Annotated in this window: 21 protein-coding genes and 1 tRNA gene; 12 read left to right on the forward strand and 10 right to left on the reverse strand. The window is 65.8% G+C overall.

Going from position 1 to position 23,218, the window contains the following annotated elements; all coding sequences use genetic code 11:
• Positions 1 to 3: 3 nt before the first annotated feature.
• From nuoL to EV672_RS09150, 6 genes are all read left to right on the forward strand, one after another.
• The gene (gene nuoL / locus EV672_RS09125; protein ID WP_133608485.1) at positions 4 to 2,028 is read left to right on the forward strand and encodes an NADH-quinone oxidoreductase subunit L; all 2,025 of its coding nucleotides are present in this window, start codon (positions 4 to 6) and stop codon (positions 2,026 to 2,028) included.
• Positions 2,029 to 2,053: 25 nt separating this feature from the next.
• Positions 2,054 to 3,532, forward strand: a complete 1,479-nt coding sequence (locus EV672_RS09130; protein ID WP_133608676.1) for an NADH-quinone oxidoreductase subunit M — start codon at positions 2,054 to 2,056, stop codon at positions 3,530 to 3,532.
• A gap of 13 nt (positions 3,533 to 3,545) precedes the next feature.
• Positions 3,546 to 5,027, forward strand: coding sequence for an NADH-quinone oxidoreductase subunit NuoN (gene nuoN, locus EV672_RS09135; protein ID WP_133608487.1), 1,482 nt, complete (start codon positions 3,546 to 3,548; stop codon positions 5,025 to 5,027).
• A gap of 78 nt (positions 5,028 to 5,105) precedes the next feature.
• Complete coding sequence (locus EV672_RS09140) at positions 5,106 to 5,411, forward strand: DUF2818 family protein (protein ID WP_133608678.1); 306 nt, start codon at positions 5,106 to 5,108, stop codon at positions 5,409 to 5,411.
• Between the two features lie 29 nt (positions 5,412 to 5,440).
• Positions 5,441 to 6,082: an NUDIX domain-containing protein gene (locus tag EV672_RS09145; RefSeq protein WP_133608489.1), complete on the forward strand. Its 642-nt coding sequence runs from the start codon at positions 5,441 to 5,443 to the stop codon at positions 6,080 to 6,082.
• A gap of 20 nt (positions 6,083 to 6,102) precedes the next feature.
• Complete coding sequence (locus tag EV672_RS09150) at positions 6,103 to 6,555, forward strand: DUF1178 family protein (protein ID WP_133608491.1); 453 nt, start codon at positions 6,103 to 6,105, stop codon at positions 6,553 to 6,555.
• 9 nt (positions 6,556 to 6,564) lie between these two features.
• On the opposite strand, the gene EV672_RS09155 is transcribed toward EV672_RS09150, so the two are convergent.
• Together EV672_RS09155 and EV672_RS09160 are read right to left on the reverse strand one after the other, a co-directional pair.
• On the reverse strand, positions 6,565 to 8,052 hold the full coding sequence (locus EV672_RS09155) for an FAD-binding oxidoreductase (protein ID WP_133608493.1): 1,488 nt from the start codon (positions 8,050 to 8,052) through the stop codon (positions 6,565 to 6,567).
• Positions 8,053 to 8,101: 49 nt separating this feature from the next.
• Positions 8,102 to 8,551 (reverse strand): DUF2069 domain-containing protein, encoded by a 450-nt coding sequence (locus EV672_RS09160; protein ID WP_133608495.1) that lies wholly within the window; start codon positions 8,549 to 8,551, stop codon positions 8,102 to 8,104.
• A gap of 66 nt (positions 8,552 to 8,617) precedes the next feature.
• Here EV672_RS09160 and EV672_RS09165 point away from each other — a divergent pair, with 66 nt between their 5' ends.
• The 3 genes from EV672_RS09165 to aroC all read left to right on the forward strand — a co-directional run bounded on the left by EV672_RS09165 (position 8,618) and on the right by aroC (position 11,901).
• Positions 8,618 to 9,859 carry a YihY family inner membrane protein gene (locus EV672_RS09165; protein ID WP_133608497.1) on the forward strand — a complete coding sequence of 414 codons (1,242 nt, stop codon included), beginning with the start codon at positions 8,618 to 8,620 and terminating at the stop codon, positions 9,857 to 9,859.
• A 251-nt stretch (positions 9,860 to 10,110) separates the two neighbouring features.
• A complete protein-coding gene (locus EV672_RS09170; RefSeq protein ID WP_133608499.1) occupies positions 10,111 to 10,584 on the forward strand; it encodes a CBS domain-containing protein in 474 nt (157 codons plus the stop codon).
• A 216-nt stretch (positions 10,585 to 10,800) separates the two neighbouring features.
• A complete protein-coding gene (gene aroC / locus EV672_RS09175) occupies positions 10,801 to 11,901 on the forward strand; it encodes a chorismate synthase (RefSeq protein WP_133608501.1) in 1,101 nt (366 codons plus the stop codon).
• Between the two features lie 11 nt (positions 11,902 to 11,912).
• Here aroC and gloA read toward each other — a convergent pair whose 3' ends face one another.
• The 4 genes from gloA to EV672_RS09195 are packed head-to-tail and all read right to left on the reverse strand — an operon-like array spanning position 11,913 to position 15,257.
• The gene (gene gloA / locus EV672_RS09180; protein WP_133608503.1) at positions 11,913 to 12,341 is read right to left on the reverse strand and encodes a lactoylglutathione lyase; all 429 of its coding nucleotides are present in this window, start codon (positions 12,339 to 12,341) and stop codon (positions 11,913 to 11,915) included.
• A gap of 60 nt (positions 12,342 to 12,401) precedes the next feature.
• Positions 12,402 to 14,273, reverse strand: coding sequence for a chorismate-binding protein (locus tag EV672_RS09185; protein ID WP_243738601.1), 1,872 nt, complete (start codon positions 14,271 to 14,273; stop codon positions 12,402 to 12,404).
• 40 nt (positions 14,274 to 14,313) lie between these two features.
• Positions 14,314 to 14,799 carry a disulfide bond formation protein B gene (locus EV672_RS09190; RefSeq protein WP_243738602.1) on the reverse strand — a complete coding sequence of 162 codons (486 nt, stop codon included), beginning with the start codon at positions 14,797 to 14,799 and terminating at the stop codon, positions 14,314 to 14,316.
• Between the two features lie 2 nt (positions 14,800 to 14,801).
• Positions 14,802 to 15,257, reverse strand: a complete 456-nt coding sequence (locus EV672_RS09195; protein ID WP_133608682.1) for a RidA family protein — start codon at positions 15,255 to 15,257, stop codon at positions 14,802 to 14,804.
• A 156-nt stretch (positions 15,258 to 15,413) separates the two neighbouring features.
• Between EV672_RS09195 and EV672_RS09200 the strand changes: the two genes are divergently transcribed.
• The gene (locus tag EV672_RS09200; protein WP_133608507.1) at positions 15,414 to 18,014 is read left to right on the forward strand and encodes a DNA internalization-related competence protein ComEC/Rec2; all 2,601 of its coding nucleotides are present in this window, start codon (positions 15,414 to 15,416) and stop codon (positions 18,012 to 18,014) included.
• Positions 18,015 to 18,089: 75 nt separating this feature from the next.
• Here EV672_RS09200 and EV672_RS09205 read toward each other — a convergent pair whose 3' ends face one another.
• Positions 18,090 to 19,382, reverse strand: a complete 1,293-nt coding sequence (locus EV672_RS09205; RefSeq protein WP_133608509.1) for a hemolysin family protein — start codon at positions 19,380 to 19,382, stop codon at positions 18,090 to 18,092.
• Between the two features lie 64 nt (positions 19,383 to 19,446).
• Here EV672_RS09205 and EV672_RS09210 point away from each other — a divergent pair, with 64 nt between their 5' ends.
• Positions 19,447 to 20,274: a symmetrical bis(5'-nucleosyl)-tetraphosphatase gene (locus EV672_RS09210; RefSeq protein WP_133608511.1), complete on the forward strand. Its 828-nt coding sequence runs from the start codon at positions 19,447 to 19,449 to the stop codon at positions 20,272 to 20,274.
• Between the two features lie 171 nt (positions 20,275 to 20,445).
• Positions 20,446 to 20,535 (forward strand) — tRNA-Ser (locus EV672_RS09215).
• Between the two features lie 51 nt (positions 20,536 to 20,586).
• On the opposite strand, the gene EV672_RS09220 is transcribed toward EV672_RS09215, so the two are convergent.
• From EV672_RS09220 to EV672_RS09230, 3 genes are read right to left on the reverse strand one after another with little or no spacing between them, the layout of a single operon-like run.
• Positions 20,587 to 21,648 carry a tyrosine-type recombinase/integrase gene (locus EV672_RS09220; RefSeq protein WP_208110742.1) on the reverse strand — a complete coding sequence of 354 codons (1,062 nt, stop codon included), beginning with the start codon at positions 21,646 to 21,648 and terminating at the stop codon, positions 20,587 to 20,589.
• 21 nt (positions 21,649 to 21,669) lie between these two features.
• A complete protein-coding gene (locus tag EV672_RS19370; RefSeq protein WP_208110743.1) occupies positions 21,670 to 21,918 on the reverse strand; it encodes a DUF4224 domain-containing protein in 249 nt (82 codons plus the stop codon).
• Positions 21,902 to 22,990, reverse strand: coding sequence for a hypothetical protein (locus EV672_RS09230; protein ID WP_133608515.1), 1,089 nt, complete (start codon positions 22,988 to 22,990; stop codon positions 21,902 to 21,904). Before EV672_RS09230 ends, EV672_RS19370 begins: the two co-directional genes overlap by 17 nt.
• Between the last annotated feature and the right edge of the window lie 228 nt (positions 22,991 to 23,218).

Here is a 23,218-nt window from a genome sequence, read left to right on the forward strand (position 1 = left end):
ACCATGTCAGAACTTTCTCTCAATTCGCTGCTGGCGGTGCCCCTGGCGCCGCTGGTCGGCTCGATCGCCGCAGGCCTGCTGGGGCGGTCCATCGGTCGCCGTGCCTCGCACGTCCTGACCATCCTGGGCGTGCTGGTGTCGTTCATCATCTCGGCCATGACGCTCAAGGCCGTGGCCGTGGACGGTGCGCACTTCAATGCCACCGTTTACGAGTGGATGACGCTGGGCTCGCTGAAGATGGAAGTCGGCTTCCTCGTCGATGGCCTGACCGCCATGATGATGTGCGTGGTCACCTTCGTGTCGCTGATGGTGCACATCTACACCATCGGCTACATGGAAGAGGACGACGGCTACCAGCGCTTCTTCAGTTACATCTCGCTGTTCACTTTCTCCATGCTCATGCTGGTGATGAGCAACAACCTGCTGCAGCTGTTCTTCGGCTGGGAAGCGGTGGGCCTGGTGTCCTACCTGCTGATCGGTTTCTGGTTCAAGAAGCCCACGGCCATCTTCGCCAACATGAAGGCCTTCCTGGTCAACCGCGTGGGCGACTTCGGCTTCATCCTGGGCATCGGCCTGCTGCTGGCTTTCACCGGCACGCTGAACTACAACGAGCTGTTCGCCAAGGCCAACGAGCTGACGGCGCTGACGCTGCCCAAGACCGATTGGTCGCTGATCACCGTGATCTGCATCTGCCTGTTCATCGGCGCGATGGGCAAGTCGGCGCAGTTCCCGCTGCACGTCTGGCTGCCTGACTCGATGGAAGGCCCAACCCCGATTTCCGCGCTGATCCACGCTGCCACCATGGTGACGGCCGGCATCTTCATGGTCACGCGCATGTCGCCGCTGTTCGAGTTGTCGGATGCGGCACTGAACTTCATCCTGGTGATTGGCTCGATCACGGCCTTGTTCATGGGCTTTCTGGGCATCATCCAGAACGACATCAAGCGCGTGGTGGCTTACTCCACGCTGTCGCAGCTGGGTTACATGACCGTGGCCCTGGGCCTGTCGGCCTACAACGTGGCGGTGTTCCACCTGATGACGCACGCCTTCTTCAAGGCCTTGCTGTTCCTCGGCGCGGGCTCCGTGATCATGGGCATGCACCACGACCAGGACATCCGCAACATGGGCGGCCTGCGCAAGCACATGCCCATCACCTGGATCACGTCCCTGATCGGCTCGCTGGCCCTGATCGGCACGCCGTTCTTCGCGGGCTTCTACTCGAAGGACTCGATCATCGAGGCCGCGCACGCCAGCCACTTGCCGGCTGCCAGCTTCGCGGTGTTCGCCGTGACCGCGGGCGTGTTCATCACCGCTTTCTACAGCTTCCGGATGTACTTCCTGGTCTTCCACGGCAAGGAAAACTTCCACCACAAGCCCTTCCCGGGCGAGCACGACCACCACGACGACGACCATGGTCATGACGACCACGGGCATGGTCACGATCACACCCCGCACGAATCGCCGTGGGTGGTGACCGCGCCGCTGTTGCTGCTGGCCATCCCGTCGGTGGTGATTGGTTTCCTGGCGATCGAGCCCATGCTGTTCGGCGACTTCTTCAAGGGCGCCATCGTGGTGGACGCGGCCAAGCACCCGGCCATGGCCGAACTCGCGCACCATTTCCACGGTGCCACCGCCATGGCCTTGCACGGTTTCAGCACGCTGCCGTTCTGGCTGGCGCTGGGTGGTGTGGTCACGGCCTATGTGTTCTACATGGTCGCACCGCAGATCCCCGCGATGTTCGCCCGTGTGCTGCGTCCGCTGATCGTGATCGGCGAGAACAAGTATTTCCTCGACTGGTTCAACGAGCACATCCTCGCTGCCGGCGCGCGCCTGCTGGGGCGCGGCCTGTGGAAGGTCGGCGATGTCGGCATCATCGACGGCCTGCTGGTCAACGGCTCCGCCAAGCTGGTCGGCCTGATCGGTTCGCTCACGCGCCTGTTCCAGACGGGTTACCTCTACCACTACGCGCTGGTCATGATCCTGGGGGTGTTCGCCCTCATGACGTGGTTCGTGTTCATGCACCCTTGAGCGCGAGGATCAGCCCATGCAAACCATGTCTTCCATCCTCTCCCTGGCCATCTGGCTGCCCGTGGCCTTCGGTGTCCTCCTGCTGGCCGTGGGTCGTCAGGAAAATGCCGGCGCGGCCCGCTGGATCGCCCTGATCGGTGCGGTCATCGGCTTCCTCGTCACCATCCCGGTGATGACCGGCTTTGACAACAGCACCGCCGCGATGCAGTTCGTCGAGAAGGCGTCCTGGATCGAGCGCTTCAATGTCTTCTACCACCTGGGTGTCGATGGCATCTCGATGTGGTTCGTGCCCTTGACCGCTTTCATCACGATCATCGTCGTGCTGGCCGGTTGGGAGGTCATCGAAGACCGGCCGCACCAGTATTACGGCGCTTTCCTGATCCTGTCCGGTCTGACGGTCGGTGTGTTCTCGGCGCTGGACGGCCTGCTGTTCTACGTGTTCTTCGAAGCCACGCTGATCCCGATGTACATCATCATCGGCGTGTGGGGTGGCCCGCGCCGCGTCTATGCCGCGTTCAAGTTCTTCTTGTACACGCTGCTGGGCTCGCTGCTGATGCTCATCGCGCTGATCTTCCTGTACTACAAGTCGGGCGGCTCCTTCCAGATCCTCGACTGGCACAAGCTGCCGCTGGCCGCCACGCCGCAGGCCTTGCTGTTCGGCGCGTTCTTTGCGGCCTTCGCCGTGAAGGTGCCGATGTGGCCGGTGCACACCTGGCTGCCGGACGCCCACGTGGAAGCGCCCACGGGTGGCTCCATCGTGCTGGCGGCCATCATGCTGAAGCTGGGTTGCTATGGTTTCTTGCGCTTCGTGCTGCCCATCGTGCCGGACGCCGCGCACGAGTTCGCCCCGGTGGTGATCACGCTGTCGCTGATCGGTGTGATTTACATCGGTCTGGTGGCCATGGTCCAGCAGGACATGAAGAAGCTGGTGGCGTATTCGTCCATCGCGCACATGGGTTTCGTGACCCTGGGCTTCTTCATCTTCAACGAGCTGGGCGTTGCCGGCGGCATCGTTCAGATGATTTCCCACGGCTTCGTGTCGGGTGCGATGTTCATGAGCATCGGCGTGCTGTACGACCGCGTGCATTCCCGTGAAATCGCGGCCTATGGTGGCGTGGTCAACACCATGCCGAAGTTCGCCGCCTTCGCGCTGCTGTTCTCGATGGCCAACTGCGGCCTGCCGGGCACCGCGGGCTTCGTGGGCGAGTGGATGGTCATCCTGGGCGCCGTGGAGTACGACTTCCTGATCGGTCTGCTGTCGGCCACCGCCTTGATCTTCGGTGCGGCCTACACGCTGTGGATGTACAAGCGCGTGTATTTCGGTGAAGTGACCAACGACAACGTGCGTGGCCTGACTGACATCAACGCCCGCGAATTCCTCATCCTGGCCGTTCTGGCGGCCGCCGTGCTGTGGATGGGCATCCAGCCCAAGCCGTTCACCGACGCGATGCACGTGTCCGTGACCGAGCTGCTCAAGCACGTGGCACAAAGCAAGCTGAACTGAGGGCCGAAAGCAAATGACTGACCTGAACTGGCTCGCGGTGACCCCCGAGATCGTGCTGCTGGGCATGGCCTGCCTGGTGGCGCTGCTCGATCTCTTCGTCACCTGTCCCCAACGCCGTCCCACCTACTACCTGACCTTGGCCTCGCTGGCCGCCGTCGCTGGCCTGCACCTGTGTGCGCTGGACGATGGCAGCTCGGTCTATGCCATGCAGAAGATGGTGGTGACCGATGCCATGGGCCACCTGCTGGCGCTGAGCGCCACCCTCGCCGTGGCCGCCAGCTTGGTCTATGCGCAGGTGTACGCCGGCCCGCGTGACATGCTCAAGGGTGAGCTGTTCACCCTCAGCCTGTTCGCGCTGCTGGGCATCAGCATCATGATCATCGGCAACAACTTCCTGAGCATCTACCTGGGCCTGGAGTTGATGTCGTTGTCGCTGTACGCCCTGGTGGCCCTGCGCCGCGACCATGCGCAGTCCACAGAAGCTGCGATGAAGTACTTTGTGCTTGGCGCGCTGGCATCGGGCTTCCTGCTGTATGGCCTGTCGATGATGTACGGCGCCACGGGTTCGCTCGACATCGGTGAGGTCTATAAGGCCACGCTGACCGGCCAGATCAACAAGCAGGTGCTGGCTTTCGGCCTGGTGTTCATCGTTTCGGGCCTGGCCTTCAAGCTGGGTGTGGTGCCCTTCCACATGTGGGTGCCCGACGTGTACCAAGGCGCGCCGACGGCTGTGACGCTGTTGGTTGCCGGCGCCCCCAAGCTGGCCGCTTTCGCCATCACCATCCGCCTGCTGGTGGAGGGCCTGATCAACCTGGCGACCGACTGGCAGCAGATGCTGATGATCCTGGCCGTGGCGTCGATGACGATCGGCAACCTGGCCGCCATCGCGCAGACCAACCTCAAGCGCATGCTGGCCTACTCGGGCATCGCACAATTGGGCTTCATGCTGCTGGGCTTCGTGCCTTCGGTGGTGGCAGGCAACACCGTGTCGGCCGGCAACGGCTACGGCTCGGCGCTGTTCTACGTGTTGACCTATGTGCTGACCACGCTGGGCACTTTCGGCTTGATCATGGTGCTGTCGCGCCCGGGTTTCGAGTCGGAGCAGATCTCTGACCTGTCGGGCCTGGCCAAGCGCAATCCGATGCTGGCCGGTGTCATGGCGGTGTTCATGTTCTCGCTGGCTGGCATCCCTCCGACGGTGGGCTTCTACGCCAAGCTGGCCGTGCTGCAAGCGCTGATCACCACGAACTCGGGTTTGCTGCTGCAACTCTCCATCCTGGCGGTGCTGCTGTCGCTGGTGGGTGCGTTCTACTACCTGCGCGTTGTCAAGGTCATGTACTTTGACGAGCCCGCACAGGGCGCGCCTGCGGTCGATGCAAGCGGTGCACGCCTGCTGCTGTCGCTCAATGCGCTGGCTGTCCTCGCGCTTGGCATCCTGCCCAGCGGCTTGATGAGCCTGTGTGCCAAGGCCATCACCCAGTCGCTGGCGGGTTGAGGCTTTGCCGATGCGCTGCACCCGCAACAGCAATTGCAAGCGCAGCTGCGGTATCAAGGCTTGCTGCGGTGGTTCGGCATGACGGGCCTGGTGCCCGGCTGGGCCGTCACCACCGTGCTCCTGGCCGCGCTCGTTGCGGCCAATTTGCCTTTCGTGAACGAGCGCCTGTTCGTGCTCGGCCCGCGCCGGACGCCCAAGCCCACGGCTTGGCGCTTGCTTGAGCTGCTGGTGATGGCGGTGCTGGTGGCTTTGCTCGGCCGTGCCGTTGAGGGCAGCCTGGGACAGACCAGCCCACTGCGTTGGGAATTCGTGGCCGTGTGGCTGTGTGTCTTCCTCACGCTCGCCTTTCCGGGCTTCGTGTGGCGCTACCTGCGCAGGCATTGATTCGCCTCTGACACTCATCAGGCCCGCGCATGATCGACACGCCCTCCCAGCCAGGCCCAAGTGCCGCCCCGGGTCAGCCGCTCGCCGAGCTGAACGATGGCACCGGTGACGGCCTGAGCGAAACCCTGATCTCGTCCGAGACGGTGTACCGGGGCCACTTCCTCCACGCCAGGCACGACCGTGTGCGCCTGCCCGATGGCCGCGAGGCCTCGCGCGAGTACGTGGTGCACCCTGGCGCCGTGATGGTGGTGCCGCTGTTGCCCGATGGCCGCCTGGTGATGGAGCGCCAGTTCCGCTACCCGGTGGGCATGACCATGATCGAGTTCCCCGCTGGGAAGTTCGACCCGGGCGAGGGTGCTCTGGCCTGCGCGCAGCGCGAATTGCGCGAGGAAACGGGCTACGTGGCCCGGCGCTGGGCGCGTGCGGGCTTGATGCACCCTGTGATCGGCTACGCCACCGAGCGCATCGAAGTCTGGTTCGCTGACGAGCTCACCTTGGGCGAGCGCCACCTGGACGATGGCGAGTTCCTCGACGTGTTCACCGCGACCCAGCAGGAACTGGAAGGCTGGATGCGCGACGGGCTGCTGACCGACGCCAAGACCATCGTCGGCATGATGTGGTTGCGCCAATGGCGCGCGGGCGTCTGGCCACTTGACTGGCAGGCGGTTTGACCGCTTCAGGCTGAGCGCCGATGCTGGTGGTGGACCTCCATTGCGACCAGGGCCATGCCTTCGAAGGCTGGTTCGCGTCTGGCGATGAACTGTTGCGCCAGCAGCAGGCCGGTTTGCTGGGCTGCCCGGTGTGTGGCAGTCACGCGGTGCAGCGCCGTCCCTCGGCGACGCGGATCAACGTGTCAGGCGCCAAGGGCGCTGGCGAGCCGGTCATGGAGCCCCCGACGCAGCAGGCCGTCGATGGTCAGGCGCTGCAAGCCGCCTACCTGCAGGTGGTGCGGCAGGTCCTCAGCCAGACCGAGAACGTGGGCGAGCGTTTCGCCGATGAGGCCCGGCGCATCCACCATGGCGATGCGCCCGAACGGGCGATCCGTGGCCAGGCGACGGCCGAGGAGCGCGCCGAGTTGCGCGAAGAAGGCATCGACACGCTGGCCTTGCCGGTGCCCAAAGGGCTGGACGGCCCCTTGCAATGAAATCCTGGTTCAGGGCACCAGCCGCCGCGGGTTCAGCGTGCCGGCCGGGTCCAGCGCCGCCTTGATGGCGCGCATCCACTGGGTGGCCACCGGTTCCTGGTGATCGGCCAGCGCCTCGCGCTTGAGACGCCCGATGCCATGCTCGGCCGAAATCGTGCCGCCCAAGGCCTGCACCTGCGCATAGACGATGCCGTTCACCGCCTGCTCATGCGTTGCCAGGAAGGCTGGCGCAGGCATGTCCGGCGGGCCTTGGACGTTGAAGTGCAGGTTGCCATCGCCCAGGTGCCCGAAACACACGACCTGGCAGCCCGGGAAGGCCTGCTGCAGCGCTGGCACGGTGGCACGCAAGAAGGCCGGGATGCGGGAGGAAGGCACGCCGATGTCGTGCTTGACCATCTGCCCCGCGAGCTTTTCGGCCATGGGGATGGCTTCGCGCAATGCCCACATGGCGCGGTACTGTGCCTCGTTGTGCGAGACCAGGGCTTCGTCGATCAGGCCTTGGCTCAGCGCCTCGGCCAGCAGCGCTTCGAGTGAGGCGCGCAGCGCCGCTTCGGGGCGCGGGCTGGCGGTGTCCAGCAGCACCAGCCAGGGGGCATCGGCCAGCATGGCTGGCGGGGCGGTGGTGGCCGCAGTGCCATCCAGCGCTGCGGGCATCAGCGCTTGAGCCACCGCGGCCAACTGGGGCAGATGCCGATGGGTCAAGGCGACGGGGTGAGCCGCCATGGCCTCCAGGCCGGTGAGTTCGGCGTCCAGTTGCTGGCGGGCCAACTGCAACAAGGCGGTGGCCGCATCGATGTGGGGGCAGCGCAGCAAGCCTGCCAGGCGGCTGGCAGGCTGGGGGTAGAGCTTGAGGCAGGCCGCTGTCACGATGCCCAGCGTGCCTTCGCTGCCGATGACGAGGTCGCGCAGGTCGTAGCCGCTGTTGTCTTTGCGCAGGCCTTTGAGCTTGCGCCAGATGTCGCCCTGGGCCGTCACCACCTCCAGGCCCAGGCACAGCTCGCGCGCCATGCCGTAGCGCAGCACCTGGGTGCCACCGGCGTTGGTGGCCAGCACGCCGCCGATGGTGCAGCTGCCTTCCGATGCCAGGCTGAGTGGGAAGAGCAGGCCTTCGGCGCGGGCCGCATCCTGGACCTGCGCCAGCACGCAGCCGGCCTGCACCGTCATCGACAGGTTGAGCGGGTCGATGTCCAGCACGCGGTTCAGGCGCTGCAGGCTCAGCACGATTTGCTGTCCGCTTTCGTCGGGCACGGCGCCCCCCACCAGGCTGGTGTTGCCGCCTTGCGGGACGATGCCCGTGCCATGTGCTGCGCACAGACGCACCACCGCAGCGACCTCCTCGGTGCTGGCGGGCGACACCACGGCCAGCGCCAGGCCACGGTAGCGCTGGCGCCAGTCCTGGAGGTGGGCGAGCAGTGGTTCGTCGGCGGAGGGGCAGCGCACGGCGGCATCGCCCAGGGCCTCCCTCAGTGCGCTCAGCAGAGGAGCGGGGTCAGGCATGGACGCGCTCATCGGGCTCATCGGGGCATGGGCTGCTGTGCCGCGTCGTTCACGCCGTCGCCTTGGCCTGGTTTTTGTCCTTGGGCGGCAGCACCTTCAGGCGCAATCGCACATAGACCGCACCGGCCACAAACTGCGCCGTGCTCAGGGCCACTTCGATGCCGGCCAGCCACTGAGACATGCCCGCATCGCCACTCACGCGCACGACGCCTTCGGTGAAGTAAAGCCACACCAGCAGCGACATCCAGCGGTAGGTGTAGAGGCGGTGCTTGAGCATGCCCGTCACGGCGAATGCCAGCGGCAGGACCTTGATGGCCAGGGTGCCGCGTCCACCGGGCAGCGGCGCCAGCCACAGCTCCCAGAGCACACCCAGGACGATGAGGCCGACCACCAGGGCCACGTTGAGCGCGCGCAGCCGGCCGATGAGCGCCAGGCGGGCCGGCGGGTGTGCGCCCAGGATGGGGTCGTGGACGGGGGCGTCGAGGGGAACCAGGGGCATGGTGGGAGCGGCAAGAGGGAGGAACTGCAGCGCGTGGGCACACGCACCGCTGGCATCATAGCCAGCATGACGCCTCCCCGGACACTTTGGGCCCAGACCCGACAACGCGCCCAGCGGCTCGCCGACACCCTGCGCGCCTGGCCCTGGCGCCAGACCTACGACACCCTGCGCCAGCGTTTTCGCGAAGACCGCCTCGGCCTGACGGCGGGCAGCCTGACCTTCACCACCACCATCGCCGTGGTGCCGCTGTTCACCGTGATGCTGGCCCTGTTCAGCGCCTTCCCCGTTTTCGGGCGTTTTCGCAAGGTGCTGGAGCAGCAGGTGCTGCAGGGCATGGTGCCCGAGATGATCGCCAAGCCGGTGCTGCTGTCGCTGACCAAGTTCGCAGCCAAGGCCAGCCAGCTGGGTGCGCTGGGCCTGGTGGGCTTGGGCGTGTCGGCCATGGCCTTGATGCTGACCATCGATCACACGCTCAATGGCATCTGGCGGGTGCGCTCTGTGCGGCCCATCGCCCACCGTGTGCTGGTCTATTGGGCTGCGCTCACCTTGGGCCCGTTGCTGCTGGGCGTCAGCCTGTCGGTCACTTCGTACGTGTTGTCGGCCTCGCGCGGGCTGGTGGACGAACTGCCTGGTGGCGTGAGCTTCTTGCTGGGCCTGTTGACCTTCGGCCTGCAGACGGCCGGTTTCATGGCCCTGTACCGCTATGTACCCAACACCTTCGTGCGCCGAGAGCACGCCTGGGGCGGGGCGCTGTTCGCGTCCCTGGGGCTGGAGATCGCCCAGAAAGGCCTGGCGTTCTACCTCGGGCAGGTGCCGGCTTACGCCACCATCTTCGGCGCTTTCGCGGCCGTGCCCATCCTGCTGATCTGGATCTACCTGAGCTGGCTGATCGTGCTGATGGGCGCGGTGGTGGCGGCTTACACGCCCAGCCTGCTGTCGCAGGTCAAGCGTTGGCCGGACACGCCGGGGCTGCGGTTTTCGCTCGCGCTGGCGGTGCTGAAGGCCCTTGCCGGGGTGCAGCATGGCGATCGCAAGGGCCTGTCGGCGGTGGGCCTGGCGCGCTGGCTGCGCACCGACCCGCTGCAGATCGAGCCTTTGCTGGAGACCCTCCAGGCGCTCGATTGGGTGGCGCAGCTGCAGGAAGACGAAGGCGAGCAGGGTGCGCGCTTCGTGCTGCTCGTCGATCCCGACCGCGCCCTGGTGGCGCCTCTGGCAGACGCCCTGTTGCTGCGCCAGGACACCCTCACGCAGGGCTTCTGGCGCGAGGCGGGCTTTGACCGCCTGACGTTGCGGCAGGTGATGTCCTGAGGCCCGATGGGCAGGGTGACGCTGTCGTAAAAAATGCGTCGAATCAGGGACAACCCCCTGTTCAGGTGGGCGCATGTCTGTCGCAATGAAGACCGCGTGCCGCTGCCTGTCCAGGGCCCTTGTTGAGCTGGGACAGAGATGCCCGCCGTGTTGTTGTGCAAGTCGCGCCACAAGCCGTTAAAGTGCGCAGGCTTGAAGTGCACAGCGTTCATGCAAGTAGTTCTTGCACCCAGATCGAGGAGACCGTTCCCATGAAAGTCAGCGACATCCTGCGTGTCAAGGGCAGCACCCTGTACACCATCCATCCCGAGCAGGCGCTGGCCGAAGCTGCCAAGACGATGGCCGACCACGACATCGGCTCGCTGGTGGTGATGGACCACGGCGACCTGGCCGGCATGCTCACCTTCCGCGAAGTCATCCAGGCGACCGTGCGCAACAGCGGCGTGTTCGGCAGCCTGACTGTGCGCACCGTCATGGACGACCACCCCCTGACCTGCACGCCCGAAACCGACATCGACGAAGTCCGCCGGATGATGCTCAGCCGCCACGCGCGCTACATGCCCGTGATGACGCAGCGCACGCTGATGGGCGTGATCTCCTTCTACGACGTGGCCAAGGCCGTGGTGGACGGACAGGACTTCGAAAACCGCATGCTCAAGGCATACATCCGTGATTGGCCGGTGGAAGAGGGTGCCACGGCCGGTGAACGCCAGGCGCTGCTCTGAGCGCCTGGCCCAGGCGGGCCTGATCGGGCGCCGACCTGCCCGCCGCCCCTGATCCCTGATCCTCGCGGCTCTTCCCGCACCCTCTCGCCCGGCTCGTCCGGGCGTTTTCGCATCCGGGCTGCACCGGGGCAGCATCCGGGGCGCATCCCCGCCACGCGCACAGCGCGATGGGGGACAATAGCGGCTGCAACCTTGTAGCGATTTCTGGACGCCCCCATGCCCGGCAGCACCTTCGGTCTTTTGTTCACGGTCACCAATTTCGGCGAGTCGCACGGCCCGGCCATCGGCTGCGTCATCGACGGCTGCCCTCCGGGCATGGCCCTGTCCGAGGCCGACATCCAGGGCGACCTGGACCGCCGTCGCCCCGGCACCTCGCGCCACGTCACGCAGCGCAACGAGCCCGATGCCGTCGAGATCCTGTCAGGCGTCTACGAAGGCAAGACCACGGGTGCGCCCATCGCCCTGCTGATCCGCAACACCGACCAGCGCAGCAAGGACTACGGCAACATCCTGCAGACCTTCCGCCCGGGCCACGCCGACTACACCTACTGGCACAAGTACGGCATCCGCGACCCGCGCGGTGGTGGCCGCTCCTCGGCCCGCCTGACCGCGCCCATGGTGGCCGCCGGTGCCGTGGCCAAGAAGTGGCTGCGTGAGCAGTTCGGCACCGAAGTGCGCGCCTGCATGACCCAGCTTGGCGAGCAGCCCATCGCCTTCGAGGGCTGGGAGCACGTGCCGAACAACCCGTTTTTTGCGCCCAATGTCAGCCAGATCGACGCGCTCGAAGCCTACATGGACGAGCTGCGCAAGGCCGGTGACTCTTGCGGCGCCAAGCTCATCGTCGAAGCCACAGGCATGCCCGTGGGTCTGGGCGAGCCCCTGTTCGACAAACTCGATGCCGACATCGCCTACGCCATGATGGGCATCAACGCCGTCAAGGGCGTCGAGATCGGCGCGGGCTTCGAGAGCGTCACGCAGCGCGGCACCGTGCACGGCGACGAGCTCTTCCCGGACGGTTTCGGCAGCAACCACTCGGGCGGTGTGCTGGGGGGCATCTCCACGGGGCAGGACCTGCGCGTGGCCATCGCCATCAAGCCGACCAGTTCGATCCGCACGCCGCGCCAGTCCATCGACCTGAATGGCCAGCCGGCCACGGTCGAGACCTTCGGCCGCCACGACCCCTGCGTGGGCATCCGCGCCACGCCGATCGCCGAGGCCATGCTGGCGCTGGTGCTGATCGACCATGCGCTGCGCCACCGCGCCCAGTGCGGCGATGTGCAGGTGGACACGCCGAAGATCGCGGCCCACCGGCCCTGATCAAGCCCTGATCAGTTCGCGGTTGAGTTGAGTTCGGACGCAGCCTGCGGGCGCTCGATCAGCTCGATCTTGTAACCGTCCGGGTCCGTGATGAAAGCGATCACGGTGTTGCCGCCCTTGATGGGGCCGGCTTCGCGCGTGACGGCACCGCCCAGGGTGGCAGTTTTGGCGCGCACGGCGTCGCAGACGGCCGCCGCGTTGTCCACGCCGATGGCGATGTGGCCGTAGGCCGTGCCCAACTCGTAGGCCTCGACGCCGTGGTTGTAGGTCAGCTCGATTTCGGCGTGCTCGGGGTTGCGGCCGTAGCCCAGGAAGGCCAGCGTGTATTGCTGCTCGGGGCGGTCGATGGTGCGCAGCAGCGTCATGCCCAGGGCCTGGGTGTAGAAGTCGATGGCGCGCTGCAGGTTGCCGACGCGCAGCATGGTGTGGAGGAGTCGCATGGTGTCTCGCGTGTGGGGCCGTGCGGGCACGGTCCGGGGTTGACGTGTGCCGAGATTGTGTCAGCCTGCGCGGCTGCCGTGGCTGTGTGGGGGCAAGGCCGGCGTGGCCAGACACACGTCCACCCAGCCGCGCACGCTGTTGAGCAGGGCCAGTCCTTGGGCGTGGGACAGGTCGTCCAGCGTCAGGCGGCGCTCTGCCAGGCGACCCTCTGCGAGCAGGCTGGCGCGCATCACCCCGGGCAGCAGGCCGGCCGACAGCGGCGGCGTGAACCAGTGCCCATCGAGCTTCACGGCCACATTGCCGATGGTGAACTCGGTGAGTTCGCCCTGGGCGTTGTGCAGCAGGGTGTCGAAACAGCCGGGCGGTGCGGGGAAGGCAGCGTAGGCCGCGCGTTGGGTGGTTTTGTGGCGGATGAAGTCGTCGGCCTCGGGCATGGGGCGGTCGGCCAGGGCCACCTGCAGTGGCGCTTCGGACGCGGCGGGCAGCGGTGCGGCCTGCACCTCGGTGGCACCGTTCACGTCCAGCAGCAGGCGCAGTTTGAACAGGCCGTGCGGGTGCGCTTGGGCGGTGTCGGCCAGACGCTGGCGCGCGTGCTCGGCCCAGCCGGCATCCCAAGGCCAGTTGAAGTGCGCGGCCGATGCGGCCAGGCGCTGCAGGTGGGCGTCCAGGCGGGGGATGTGGCCGTCCGCCAGGCGCAGGGATTCGAGCAGCTGGAAGGGTTGCGCGGCGCGGCGCAGGAAGGCCTGCTTGGCGCGCCACTCGCGCAGTTCGCTGTCGGCGCGGGCGTCCAGGGTGATGCCGCTGCCGATGCCGCAGCGCAGCGTCCAGGGCGCGGGCGGCGGCGGCGTGTGCAGCGCCACGGTGCGGATGGGCACGTTGAAGGTGACGCGGCCACCCGGTGCCATCAGGCCCACGGCGCCGCAATAGACGCCACGCGGGCCGTGTTCCAGCCGGGCGATGTGGTGCATGGCCTGGCGCTTGGGCGCACCCGTGACGGAGCCGCAGGGGAAGAGCGCGGCGAAGGCCTCGCTCAGGCGCAGGCCACGTCGGGCTTGCGCGGTGATGGTGGACGTCATTTGCCAGACGGTGGGCAGGGCCTGCACGTCGAACAGCGAGGGCACCTTGACGCTGCCCACTTCGGCGATGCGCGAGAGGTCGTTGCGCAGCAGGTCCACGATCATCAGGTTCTCGGCGCGCTCCTTGGGGCTGTCGAGCAGGTGGGCGGCGGAGGCCGCGTCGCTGCTGGCATCGTGGCCGCGGGCGGCCGTGCCTTTCATCGGGCGGGTGGTGATGCGACCGCCATCGGGTGACTGGCCCGTGCCGGCGTCCCAGTCGAAGAACAGCTCGGGCGACACGCTCAGCACGACGCCCGGTGCGCGGCAGGCGGCACGCGCGTCCAGCATCAGGCTGTAGCCCTCAGGCTGGCTGCGGCGCAGGGCGGCGAAACAGGGCTCGATGGCCGCCGTGCCGCCTTCGAAGGGGCCGCTCAGGGTGTCGGTCAGGTTGACCTGATAGACCTCGCCGGCTTCGATCAAGTGGCGCACTTGCCCGATGCGCTGCGTGATGGCGTCGTCGTTCAGCGCGGCCTGCCAGGGGCCGGCGTGCCAGGCGTGGTCGGCGGCATGGCCATCCCAGGGCTCGGCGGCATCGAAGATGGCAAACACCGCGTAGGGCTGGCCTGGTGGCAGGGCCTTGACCGGCAGGCAGGCGTCCAGGCCTGGAGCGGCTTCATAGGCCACCCAGCCCACGGCCCACTGGCCCTGGCGGCTGAGGGCGTGGGCGGCGTCCAGCAGGCCGGGCACCTGGCTGGGGTCGTGCGCGACCAGCCAGCGCGAGGGCTGGTGCAGGCGCCAGCGCTGGCGTGGGCCACCGGCTTCGGTGGGGGGGAAGTCGATCAGCGCTGTCGGCGCTGAGGGGTCTTGGTCCAGCACGGTGGGAAGGGGTGTTGGGTGCGTGACCAGGCTCGTGCGCTCAGGCGCGCCGGCCCGAGGCCAGCACATTCGCCAGCAGGATCACGCCGGTGAGGGCGAACAGCGCCAGGCTCCAGAGCTCAAACGGCACGCCGAGCACGCTCACGGCGGCATCGGCACACGAGGCGCGCACCTCGAAGGCTTCGGGCCAACGCACGTCCAGGCCCGTGGCGGTGATGATGCGATCGGCCAGCGTCAGCGCGCAGGAGCTCGACTGCGCCGCCACGAAATGCTGCCACAGGGCCCCCGCCATGCCACCCAACGCGCCCAGCAGGGCCACGCCGGCCAGCACGCGGCGCGCCAACCCGGGCAGGGCCGCTGCCAGCAGGCCCAGCACGGCCAGCAGCACGAAGAGGATGCGCTGCAGGATGCACCAGGGGCAGGGCTCCATGCCGTAGCGGTGCTGCGCCACCAAGGCCAGGCCGACCGAGCCAGCGCACGCCAGGCTGATGAGCGTGAGCAGCAGGCGGGGGGTGAGGCGCGGCATGGTCAGGCCACTTCGGCGATGAGCTCGATCTCGACACAAGACCCCAGCGGGATCTGCGCGACGCCAAAGGCGCTGCGGGCGTGGCGGCCGGCGTCACCGAACACCTCGGCCAGCAGTTCGGAGCAGCCGTTGGTGACGAGGTGGTGCTCGGTGAAGTCGGGCGTGCTGTTGACCAGGCTCATGACCTTGACGATGCGCTGGACCTTGTCCAGGCCGCCGGCTGCCACGGCCAGGGTGCCCATGAGGTCGATGGCGATGGCGCGTGCGGCTTGCTGGCCTTCGGCGGTGGTCATGGTTTTGCCGAGCTGGCCCACCCAGACCTGGCCGTCTTTCTTGGCGATGTGGCCCGACAGGAAGATCAGCTTGCCGGTGCGGACAAAAGGCAGGTAAGAGGCGGCGGGCACGGCCACGGGGGGCAGGGTGATGCCCAGGGCTTGCAGGCGTTGTTCGATGGACATGGCGTGTGGGGTGGGGCGGTGGGCCAGCGGCGGATCTGGCTGCGATTCAGGGGGCGCATTTGGCGACATGCACCCCCTTCAGAGGGAGCGCGTGTCACGGTGCGCCAGAGGGTGAAATCCTACACTGCGCCCACAACACAAAGCAGGGATGGGGACATGGCGAGGGCGATGGCGGTGGTGCAGCCCCCCGAGGCCCGCGTGCGCCAAGCACCCAGCGGCTTGGGGCTCTGGCTGTGGGTGGTGGCTTGTCTGGGGTGGTTGCTGGGCGTGGCGTGGCAGTGGCAATCGGTGCGCCTGGCGCCGGCAGCGTGGTTCCATGGTGGTGTGGCGCTGGGCGTGGTGGGCTTGTTGGCGGGTGTCTGGCTGGAGTGGCGCGCGCCTTTGCGCTGGCGGCGCCTGGTTCTGCTGCCTGTGTTCGCACTGGCCGCGGCGCTGCTGGCATGGGGCAGCACAGGCTGGCGGGCGTCACAGGTGCTGGCGCAACGCTGGCCTTCGCACCTCAACGGCGTTGACGTGTGGGCCGTGCTGAAGCTGGAGGGCTTGCCGCAACCGTTGCCCCCCGCCGGCACCGAGGGCAGGGCCCTGCGCTGGCGCCTCGATGCCGCGGTGCTGCGCTGGGAGGGCGTGCAGCCCGAGCCCGGTTGGCGGCTGCCCGAGCACCTCACGCTCTATGCCGATTGGCCTGCGTTCGAAACGCCCCGGGCCGGACAAGCCTGGCGCATGCGGCTGCGGCTTCACGCGCCCGACGGTTTGTCCAACCCTGGCGTGAACTCTGGCACCCGATCTGCATTTGGCCGAGGTGTGCGGGCGGTGGGGCAATTGCGCCCCGGGGCTGACAGCCTGCAACCGGCAGGCGACGGCGATGCGCCCAGCTGGCAGGACCGCATCGACCGTTGGCGACAAGGCGTGCGCGAGGCCATCTTGCAGCGGGTGCCCTCGGCGCGCGAGGCGGGCGTCCTGACCGGCCTGGCGGTGGGTGACCAGGCCGCCATCGCGTCAGGTGACTGGGACGTGCTCCGCCGCACAGGCGTCGCCCATGCCGTGTCGATCAGCGGTGCGCACGTTGCGATGCTGGGCAGCCTGTGCGCGGCGTTGACGCGGCGGCTGTGGTCGCGCTCCAGCCGACTCTGCCACTGGCTGCCCGCCCCCACCGCGGCCTTGTGGGTGGCGGTGCTGGGGGCCGCGGCGTACGCACTTGCGTCGGGCGGTGGCGTACCGGCACAGCGCACCGTCTGGACCATGGCCCTCATGAGCGCCTTGCGTCTGCTGGGAGGCGCCTGGCCCTGGCCGCTGGTATGGCTGTCGTGCGCCACCTTGGTGACGGTCTGGGATCCCTTCGCGCTGATGCAACCGGGGTTCTGGCTGTCCTTCGTCGCTGTGGCGGTGCTGATGTCGGCAGGTGAGCGCTCCTTGGAAGTGGCCATCGCCGGCAACCCGGCGCAGAGCGCGAGCCTCCGTGGCGTACGTGGCCCCTGGCGCTGGCTGCGCGACGAAGCCATGGCCTTGTGGCGCACCCAGCGCCTGGTCAGCCTTGCGCTGATGCCGCTGTCGCTGGTGTGCTTCCAGCAGGTCTCCCTGGTGAGCGTGGTGGCCAACCTGCTGGCCGTGCCCATCTTCGGCGCGCTCATCACGCCGCTGGCCTTGGCCGGCACGGTGTTCCCGCCAGCGTGGGATGTGGCCGCCGCGTGCACCGGGCTGGCATTCCAAGGGCTGCAATGGCTGTCGGACCTGCCTTTGGCGGTGTGGGCTGCACCCAGCCCGCCGATGTGGGTGGCCATCGTGGCGGTGCTGGCCTCGTTCGCGCTGGCACTGCCCGGGCCCTGGCGCTGGCGCAGCCTGGCCTGGCCCTTCCTGCTGCCGCTGCTGTGCTTGCCCGAGCCCTGGCGCGCCTTGCCCCAACCGGCGTCGGGCCAATTTGCCGCCGTCGCGATGGACGTGGGGCAGGGCACGGCCGTCCTGGTGCGCACCGCGCAGCACAGCCTGTTGTTCGACACCGGCGCCAGCCTGCCCGCGGGCGGGGACATGGGCGTGCGCGTCGTGTTGCCGGTGCTCCAGGCCCTGGGCGTGCGTCGGCTCGACGCCTTGCTCATCAGCCACCAGGACAACGACCACGTGGGCGGCGCCCTGTCGGTCGTGCGAGCTGTGCCGGTGGCCGCGCTGCGCAGTTCACTCCCCGAAGATCACGCCCTGTTGGCGCGCCAGCCGGATCGTCTGCCCAGCGGCACCTGGACATTGCCCCACCAGCCCTGCGCGGCCGGCCAGGCCTGGACCTGGGACGGCGTGCGCTTCGAGGTGCTGCACCCGACGCAGGCCGACCTGCAGAACCGCCAACGCCTGCCCACCAACGCCTTGTCGTGCGTGTTGCGTGTGCAGGCGGATGGCGGCCAAAGCCTCTTGCTGACAGGGGACATCGAAGCCCCGCAGGAGCAGGCGCTGCTGGCGCGGGAGGGCGCCGCGCGCTTGCGCAGCACGGTGCTGGTCGTGCCTCACCACGGCAGCCGGACCTCGTCCACACCCGCCTTCCTGGCGGCCGTGCAGGCGCAGGCAGCGGTGATCCAGGCGGGGCGGCGCAACCGTTATGGGCACCCTTCACCCCCCGTCGTGGCGCGCTATGCGGCGCTGGGCGTGCATGTCGATGCCACCCCCGCGTGCGGTGCCTGGCTGTGGCAGTCTGATGGCAGTTGGGGGGCGGGGCGATGCTGGCGCGCGCAAACGCGCCGCCTGTGGGACGAGGCTTCGACCAACGACGGCCCTTGATCTTGACCTTGACCTTGACCTTGACCTTGACCTTGACCTTGATCGCGTGATCGCGCCTGACCTCGGCCCGTCGGCTCAGTGCTGTGGCAAGCGGCTGGCGAGCACCTTGTCGATGCGCTTGCCGTCCATGTCCACCACCTCGAAGCGCCAGCCTTCCCACTCGACGACGTCGGTGGTGCGCGGCAAGCGGCCCAGCAGCAGCATGACCAAACCAGCCAGGGTGTTGTAGCGGCCGCGGTCCTCGTCGGGCAAGGTCTTGACCTCCAGGCGGTCCTTCAGCTCCGGCGCGGGGATGAGGCCGTCGATCAGCCAGGAGCCATCTTCGCGCTGGATCGCCCAGGCATCGTCCGAGTCTTCCGAGGCCGTGAACTCGCCAGTGATGGCCTCCAGCACATCGCGCAGGGTGATGACGCCTTGCACCTCCCCGTACTCATCGACCACGAACACCATCTGCACATCGGAGGCGCGGAAGTGTTCCAGCAGCTCCATGCCCGAGAGCGTCTCAGGCACGAAAACCGCGGGCAGCAGGCCCTGCGTCAGGTCGTTGTTCTGGTGCTGGGTGAGCTGGTGCAGCAGCTGCTGCGCTGTCATCACGCCGATGACATCGTCCAGGCCGCCGCGGCAGACCGGGTAGCGCGAGTAGCCGTGCTCGGCGATGGTGGCCAGGTTCTCGGCCATGCTCACCTCGGCATCCAGCCAGGCGATGTCGCCGCGCGGGATCATCATCGAGCCGATCTGGCGCTCATCGAGGCGGAACACATTGCGCACCATCTGGTGTTCGTGCGCTTCGATCACGCCGGCGTCCAGGCCTTCCTCCAGCTGCGCGGCGATTTCCTCTTCCGTCACGCTGCGCCCTCCGTTGTCACTCACGCCCAGCAGCTTGAGGATGCCGACCGTGGTGGCCGACAGCATGGCCACGAAGGGCTTGGCGATGCTGGAGAGCAGGCGCATGGGCTTGGCCACCAGGCGCGCCACGGGCTCGGGGTACATCTGGCCGACGCGCTTGGGCACCAGCTCGCCGAAAATGATGGTGACGAAGGTGATGATGAGCACCACCAGGCCGGTGGCGCTGACCGAGGCCACGCGGTCGTGCAGGTCGAAGTTGGCTTGCAGCCAGAGCGACAGAGGTTGGGAGAAGGCCGCGTCACCCACGATGCCGTTGAGCACGCCGGTGGAGGTGATGCCGATCTGGACCGTGGAGAGGAACTGCGTGGGGTTGTCGTGCAACTCGATGGCGGCGAGTGCGCCGGCATCACCGGTTTCTGCCAGCACCTGCAGGCGCGCCTTGCGGCTGGAGGCCAGGGCCATCTCCGACATGGCGAACAAGCCATTGAGGAAGGTGAGGAAAATCAGCAGCGCAAGTTCCATGGAAGGCGCCGGGCGCACGCCGGGCCGTCGGTCAAGATCGTTCAAGCGTAGCAGAATCCCTGCCATGATCTACCTTGTTGGCGACCTGCAGGGCTGCTGCGATCCGCTGGAGCGGCTGCTGCAGACCCTCGATTTCTCCCCCTCGCGGGACCACGTCCATTTCCTGGGCGACCTCGTCAACCGCGGGCCGGACAGCCGGGGCGTGCTGCGTCGCCTGCGCGGCCTGGGCGCCTCGGCCACCTGCCTGCTGGGCAACCACGACTTGCACCTGCTGGCCGTGGCCCACGGTGTGCGCAAGCCGCACCGCAGCGACACGCTCGACGCCATCCTGCAGGCCCCCGACCGCGAGGACTGGCTGAACTGGTTGCGCCACCAGCGCCTGGCCGTGCATGCGCATGGCTGGCTGATGGTGCATGCCGGCGTGCTGCCCCAATGGGACGCCGCGCAAACCGTGGCCTTGGCCGGTGAGGTGGAGGCCATGCTGCGCAGCCCCGAGTTGGGCGAGTTCCTCACGCAGATGTACGGCAACGCACCCGAGCGCTGGAACGAGGGTCTGACCGGCGTGGCGCGCTGGCGCTGCGTGGTCAACAGCCTGACGCGGCTGCGTTTTTGCAGCGCCGACGGCCTCATGGAGTTCACCACCAAGGAAGCCGTGGGTGGCGCGCCCGAAGGCTTCATGCCCTGGTTCGAGGTGCCCGGGCGGCGCACGGCCGGCACGCCGGTGGCGTTCGGGCACTGGTCCACGCTGGGCCTGATCAACCGCGATGACCTGATGGCCCTGGACACCGGCTGCGTGTGGGGCGGGCAGCTCACCGCGGTGCGCGTCGATGGCCCGGTGCGAGAGCTCATCCAGATCGATTGCCCCCAGGCACAGAAGCCGGGCAAGGCCTGAGATGCTGTCCGCGGGTGCCCTACAATGCAGGGCTCAAAGGGTGTGTGGCCGAGCGGTTTAAGGCACCGGTCTTGAAAACCGGTGTAAGCATGGCTAAGTGGTTGATTGGTAAAGGGTTGCGTCTCCGCATCTCCGCATCATCTCCGCAACCCCTTGAAAAATGATGTCGTTGGAGACGTGGCCGAGTGGTTTAAGGCAGCGGTCTTGAAAACCGCCGAGGGCTTATCCCCTCCGTGAGTTCGAATCTCACCGTCTCCGCCACACAACGTGTGGCGAGCTGTTGCCCTGGCTCGGTTGGCACAGCTTGAAGGGTCATCTGGTCGGTTTGACTGTGGCTCCTTTGCGAACGTAGACCTTGCGTGTGAGCTCCTGCTCGGTATGGCCCAGTAGGGCTGATGCCGCAGCCAGGTCAGCGATGTCAGAGGCGGCTTTAGGGCGAATGTCGCGGAACTGGAACTGGCGGATCCTTGTGGCCAGCACTTCGGCATCTACTCGGCTCTCATCAGACGCTTCTTGGAGTACTTTGGTGGCAGCGTCATCGCGCGCCTTGTCGAATCTGATTCGCAGCGTGGGCTTGTTCAGGGGTGTCCCAGCCGGTGTCGCTAGCAGGTGAAGGCTTTTGACCTTGCGCGGCCGAGCCTTGATGCGCTCAATCACATCGCCAAGCTCCGTGTTCGTACCGTCTTCCTTTTTGAGCAATATCCGAAGGTACTTCGATGTTTTGTTCTGACGGACTTCAAGCGCATTGTCTTTGATGTCCACGAGTGACATTTTCAGTACGTCAGCGGGTCGCTGGCCGGTCAAATACGCAAGATCCATTGCGTCCTTCAATTCAACCGGTGCGACCTTGTAGACTGCGTTCCATACCTCGGCATCAACGTAAAAATCGCGAGGCTTTTCTCTGTTTTTTCGTATGCCCCGGCACGGATTCTCTTTGGTTGTGTAGCCCCATTCTCTAGCGAGATTGAAGATGTGACTGAACAGAGCTATTTCTCGATTGGCTCTGACTTTTGCAGTTCTTTTGTCCCTGTAAATGGCAATGTGCTGCGGCGTAACTGAATCGATGTGGGTGTTGCTGAAGACAGGTTTAAGTTGCTTGAGGCACCACTGATTGTCAATCTGGGTTCTTGGTGCTTTGGTTGGAATTACTTCGGTTTCATACTTCTTGAAAATGTAATTCAGGGTTCCGGTCTCAGTGGGCGCTGGTTTGCATTCGAGTTCAGCCCATTTGCGTTTTGCTTCGTTGAGATCGCTGCCCAATGGGATTTCAATGCGCTTGCCATCATCGTCCCGACCGTTGTAGTAGAAGGATTCCCAAATCTTGCCGCTCTTGAATTTCTTTCTGCGCCGAAGCATTCTGGGCGGCAGGTCCATGCTGGTGGTTTTTGGTCGCATTTACTTCACCAACGAAAAGTTTGGCACTGAGTTTTGATCTGCGAGTGTCGCGGGGTGAAGGCCCGAAAGTCGCAAGCGGGTGTAAAGCCTGCCAACAATGGGCTCACCAGCTCTGTTTTTGACGAAAACCCACCCGTTGAGTTCGAGCCAAGTTATTTGCTCGCGCTTTCTGCTTGATCCCGTGATTTGATGCAACTCATCAGGGCTAAGCGCTTCCGATGGGGTGGGGATTTCAAACATCGGATGCATTTTGACCTCCTTGCGCTGATTCAACGATGCTGCAAATCAGTTCTTGCACGTATCGACCTTCGGGTTGCGATCCAGTCATGATGGATGCTTCAACCTTTGATCGGATCTGCCGCCCTGGGCTTGCGGTGAAATGCTCTTTGATTAATTTCGCGCGGGCCTCGTGGCTCGAATTTTCGATGAACTGCATTGCCGCGCGAAGTCTTTCGCTGATGGCTGCCTTTTCTGATTTTGGTGTTGAGATAATCATCTCAACTTGCTGTTTTGTTTTCTGTTGAGTTTTTCTATCGGCGGAAATTTTTTTCGCAGGAGTGAAATCAAGATCACTTTTCTGCATCATCGTTTTCAGCCAACTCAGAGGGTATTGAAGCTGGTGTTCAACAGGGAGCTGTTTGTCTCGCTTCAGGCGTGCGACCAGTAGGTCGACAAAGTCTTGCCCAAGCGGGCCCTGAGGAACAAGCCTCGCCACCTCCTCGCGCAGCGCTCTGGGCAGCTCATCGAGTACTAGGTCCGGGGTGGGGGGCTCTTTGATGTCTTCTTTGCTTGTAGTCTTTGAATAGTGATCAGAAGGTGCGGCGCCAATCGGAGTGGTTTTTTCGCGCTCAACGAGGGTTGTTTTGTCTGCAGCTGGACTTGTGTTTTTCACTGCACTGCATTGGTGTGAAAGACGCTGTTCCAGCAGCGCGTCTAGTGCCGCATAGTTGAGTGAGAAGAAATTGGACTGATTCCAGCTCGAGCGAAGGTGCTGTTCAACCAGCAAGATGTCCAGCTCCTTCAGCACTCGGATGACGCGCTTGTGGGGCTCAGTCGAACGCCCGAGCGGCACCTGCTGCATCAACTCTTCCTGAGTCCACTTAACCCAGAGCCGACCATCATGGATGTAGTCCCGGTAGCGCAGTGGATCCCGTGCCTTGTGCGCAAGCCAGTAGTGCAACTGCTGCAGGAAAACGGCCTCAGGCAAGCCCATGGCTCTGGCCAGAGTGGGGGAGAGCGCAATTGGTGGCTCATCAAACAACAAGCTGCGGACGTGAACGCCGAGTTCAGCGTCAAGTTGCGGTAAGGCTTTGGAGGGCATCGTGCTCGGCGTTCTGTGGCAACCCGTTGATCTACAATGGAATCTTCTAGATACCGGCTGGGTTGATCATCTTTGTTGCGCTGGTTTCTTGAGGATACCGTTATGGTATCTAAATGGAACCATGTGTCAAGCGTCAATCCGAACCAACAAGTCCCAAGCACTCGCATGACGAACACATCTTTGAGACTTCACCGTGGCGTAGGCACCGTCGGCGCGGGCCAGCCATCA

This window comes from Aquabacterium commune (assembly GCF_004362855.1).
Classification (GTDB): domain Bacteria; phylum Pseudomonadota; class Gammaproteobacteria; order Burkholderiales; family Burkholderiaceae_C; genus Aquabacterium; species Aquabacterium commune.

Coding starts and splice junctions, on each gene's coding strand:
- EV672_RS09190 (WP_243738602.1), bottom strand. CDS start 14,799: ATGCCGCGCCTCACCCCCCGCCTGCTGCTCACGCTCATCAGCCTGGCG.
- EV672_RS09155 (WP_133608493.1), bottom strand. CDS start 8,052: ATGCCTGACCCCGCTCCTCTGCTGAGCGCACTGAGGGAGGCCCTGGGC.
- EV672_RS09140 (WP_133608678.1), top strand. CDS start 5,106: ATGACGGGCCTGGTGCCCGGCTGGGCCGTCACCACCGTGCTCCTGGCC.
- EV672_RS09170 (WP_133608499.1), top strand. CDS start 10,111: ATGAAAGTCAGCGACATCCTGCGTGTCAAGGGCAGCACCCTGTACACC.
- EV672_RS09145 (WP_133608489.1), top strand. CDS start 5,441: ATGATCGACACGCCCTCCCAGCCAGGCCCAAGTGCCGCCCCGGGTCAG.
- aroC (WP_133608501.1), top strand. CDS start 10,801: ATGCCCGGCAGCACCTTCGGTCTTTTGTTCACGGTCACCAATTTCGGC.
- gloA (WP_133608503.1), bottom strand. CDS start 12,341: ATGCGACTCCTCCACACCATGCTGCGCGTCGGCAACCTGCAGCGCGCC.
- EV672_RS09210 (WP_133608511.1), top strand. CDS start 19,447: ATGATCTACCTTGTTGGCGACCTGCAGGGCTGCTGCGATCCGCTGGAG.
- EV672_RS09195 (WP_133608682.1), bottom strand. CDS start 15,257: ATGTCCATCGAACAACGCCTGCAAGCCCTGGGCATCACCCTGCCCCCC.
- nuoN (WP_133608487.1), top strand. CDS start 3,546: ATGACTGACCTGAACTGGCTCGCGGTGACCCCCGAGATCGTGCTGCTG.
- EV672_RS09200 (WP_133608507.1), top strand. CDS start 15,414: ATGGCGAGGGCGATGGCGGTGGTGCAGCCCCCCGAGGCCCGCGTGCGC.
- EV672_RS09205 (WP_133608509.1), bottom strand. CDS start 19,382: ATGGAACTTGCGCTGCTGATTTTCCTCACCTTCCTCAATGGCTTGTTC.
- EV672_RS19370 (WP_208110743.1), bottom strand. CDS start 21,918: ATGCATCCGATGTTTGAAATCCCCACCCCATCGGAAGCGCTTAGCCCT.
- EV672_RS09160 (WP_133608495.1), bottom strand. CDS start 8,551: ATGCCCCTGGTTCCCCTCGACGCCCCCGTCCACGACCCCATCCTGGGC.
- EV672_RS09230 (WP_133608515.1), bottom strand. CDS start 22,990: ATGCCCTCCAAAGCCTTACCGCAACTTGACGCTGAACTCGGCGTTCAC.
- EV672_RS09220 (WP_208110742.1), bottom strand. CDS start 21,648: ATGGACCTGCCGCCCAGAATGCTTCGGCGCAGAAAGAAATTCAAGAGC.
- nuoL (WP_133608485.1), top strand. CDS start 4: ATGTCAGAACTTTCTCTCAATTCGCTGCTGGCGGTGCCCCTGGCGCCG.
- EV672_RS09150 (WP_133608491.1), top strand. CDS start 6,103: ATGCTGGTGGTGGACCTCCATTGCGACCAGGGCCATGCCTTCGAAGGC.
- EV672_RS09165 (WP_133608497.1), top strand. CDS start 8,618: ATGACGCCTCCCCGGACACTTTGGGCCCAGACCCGACAACGCGCCCAG.
- EV672_RS09130 (WP_133608676.1), top strand. CDS start 2,054: ATGTCTTCCATCCTCTCCCTGGCCATCTGGCTGCCCGTGGCCTTCGGT.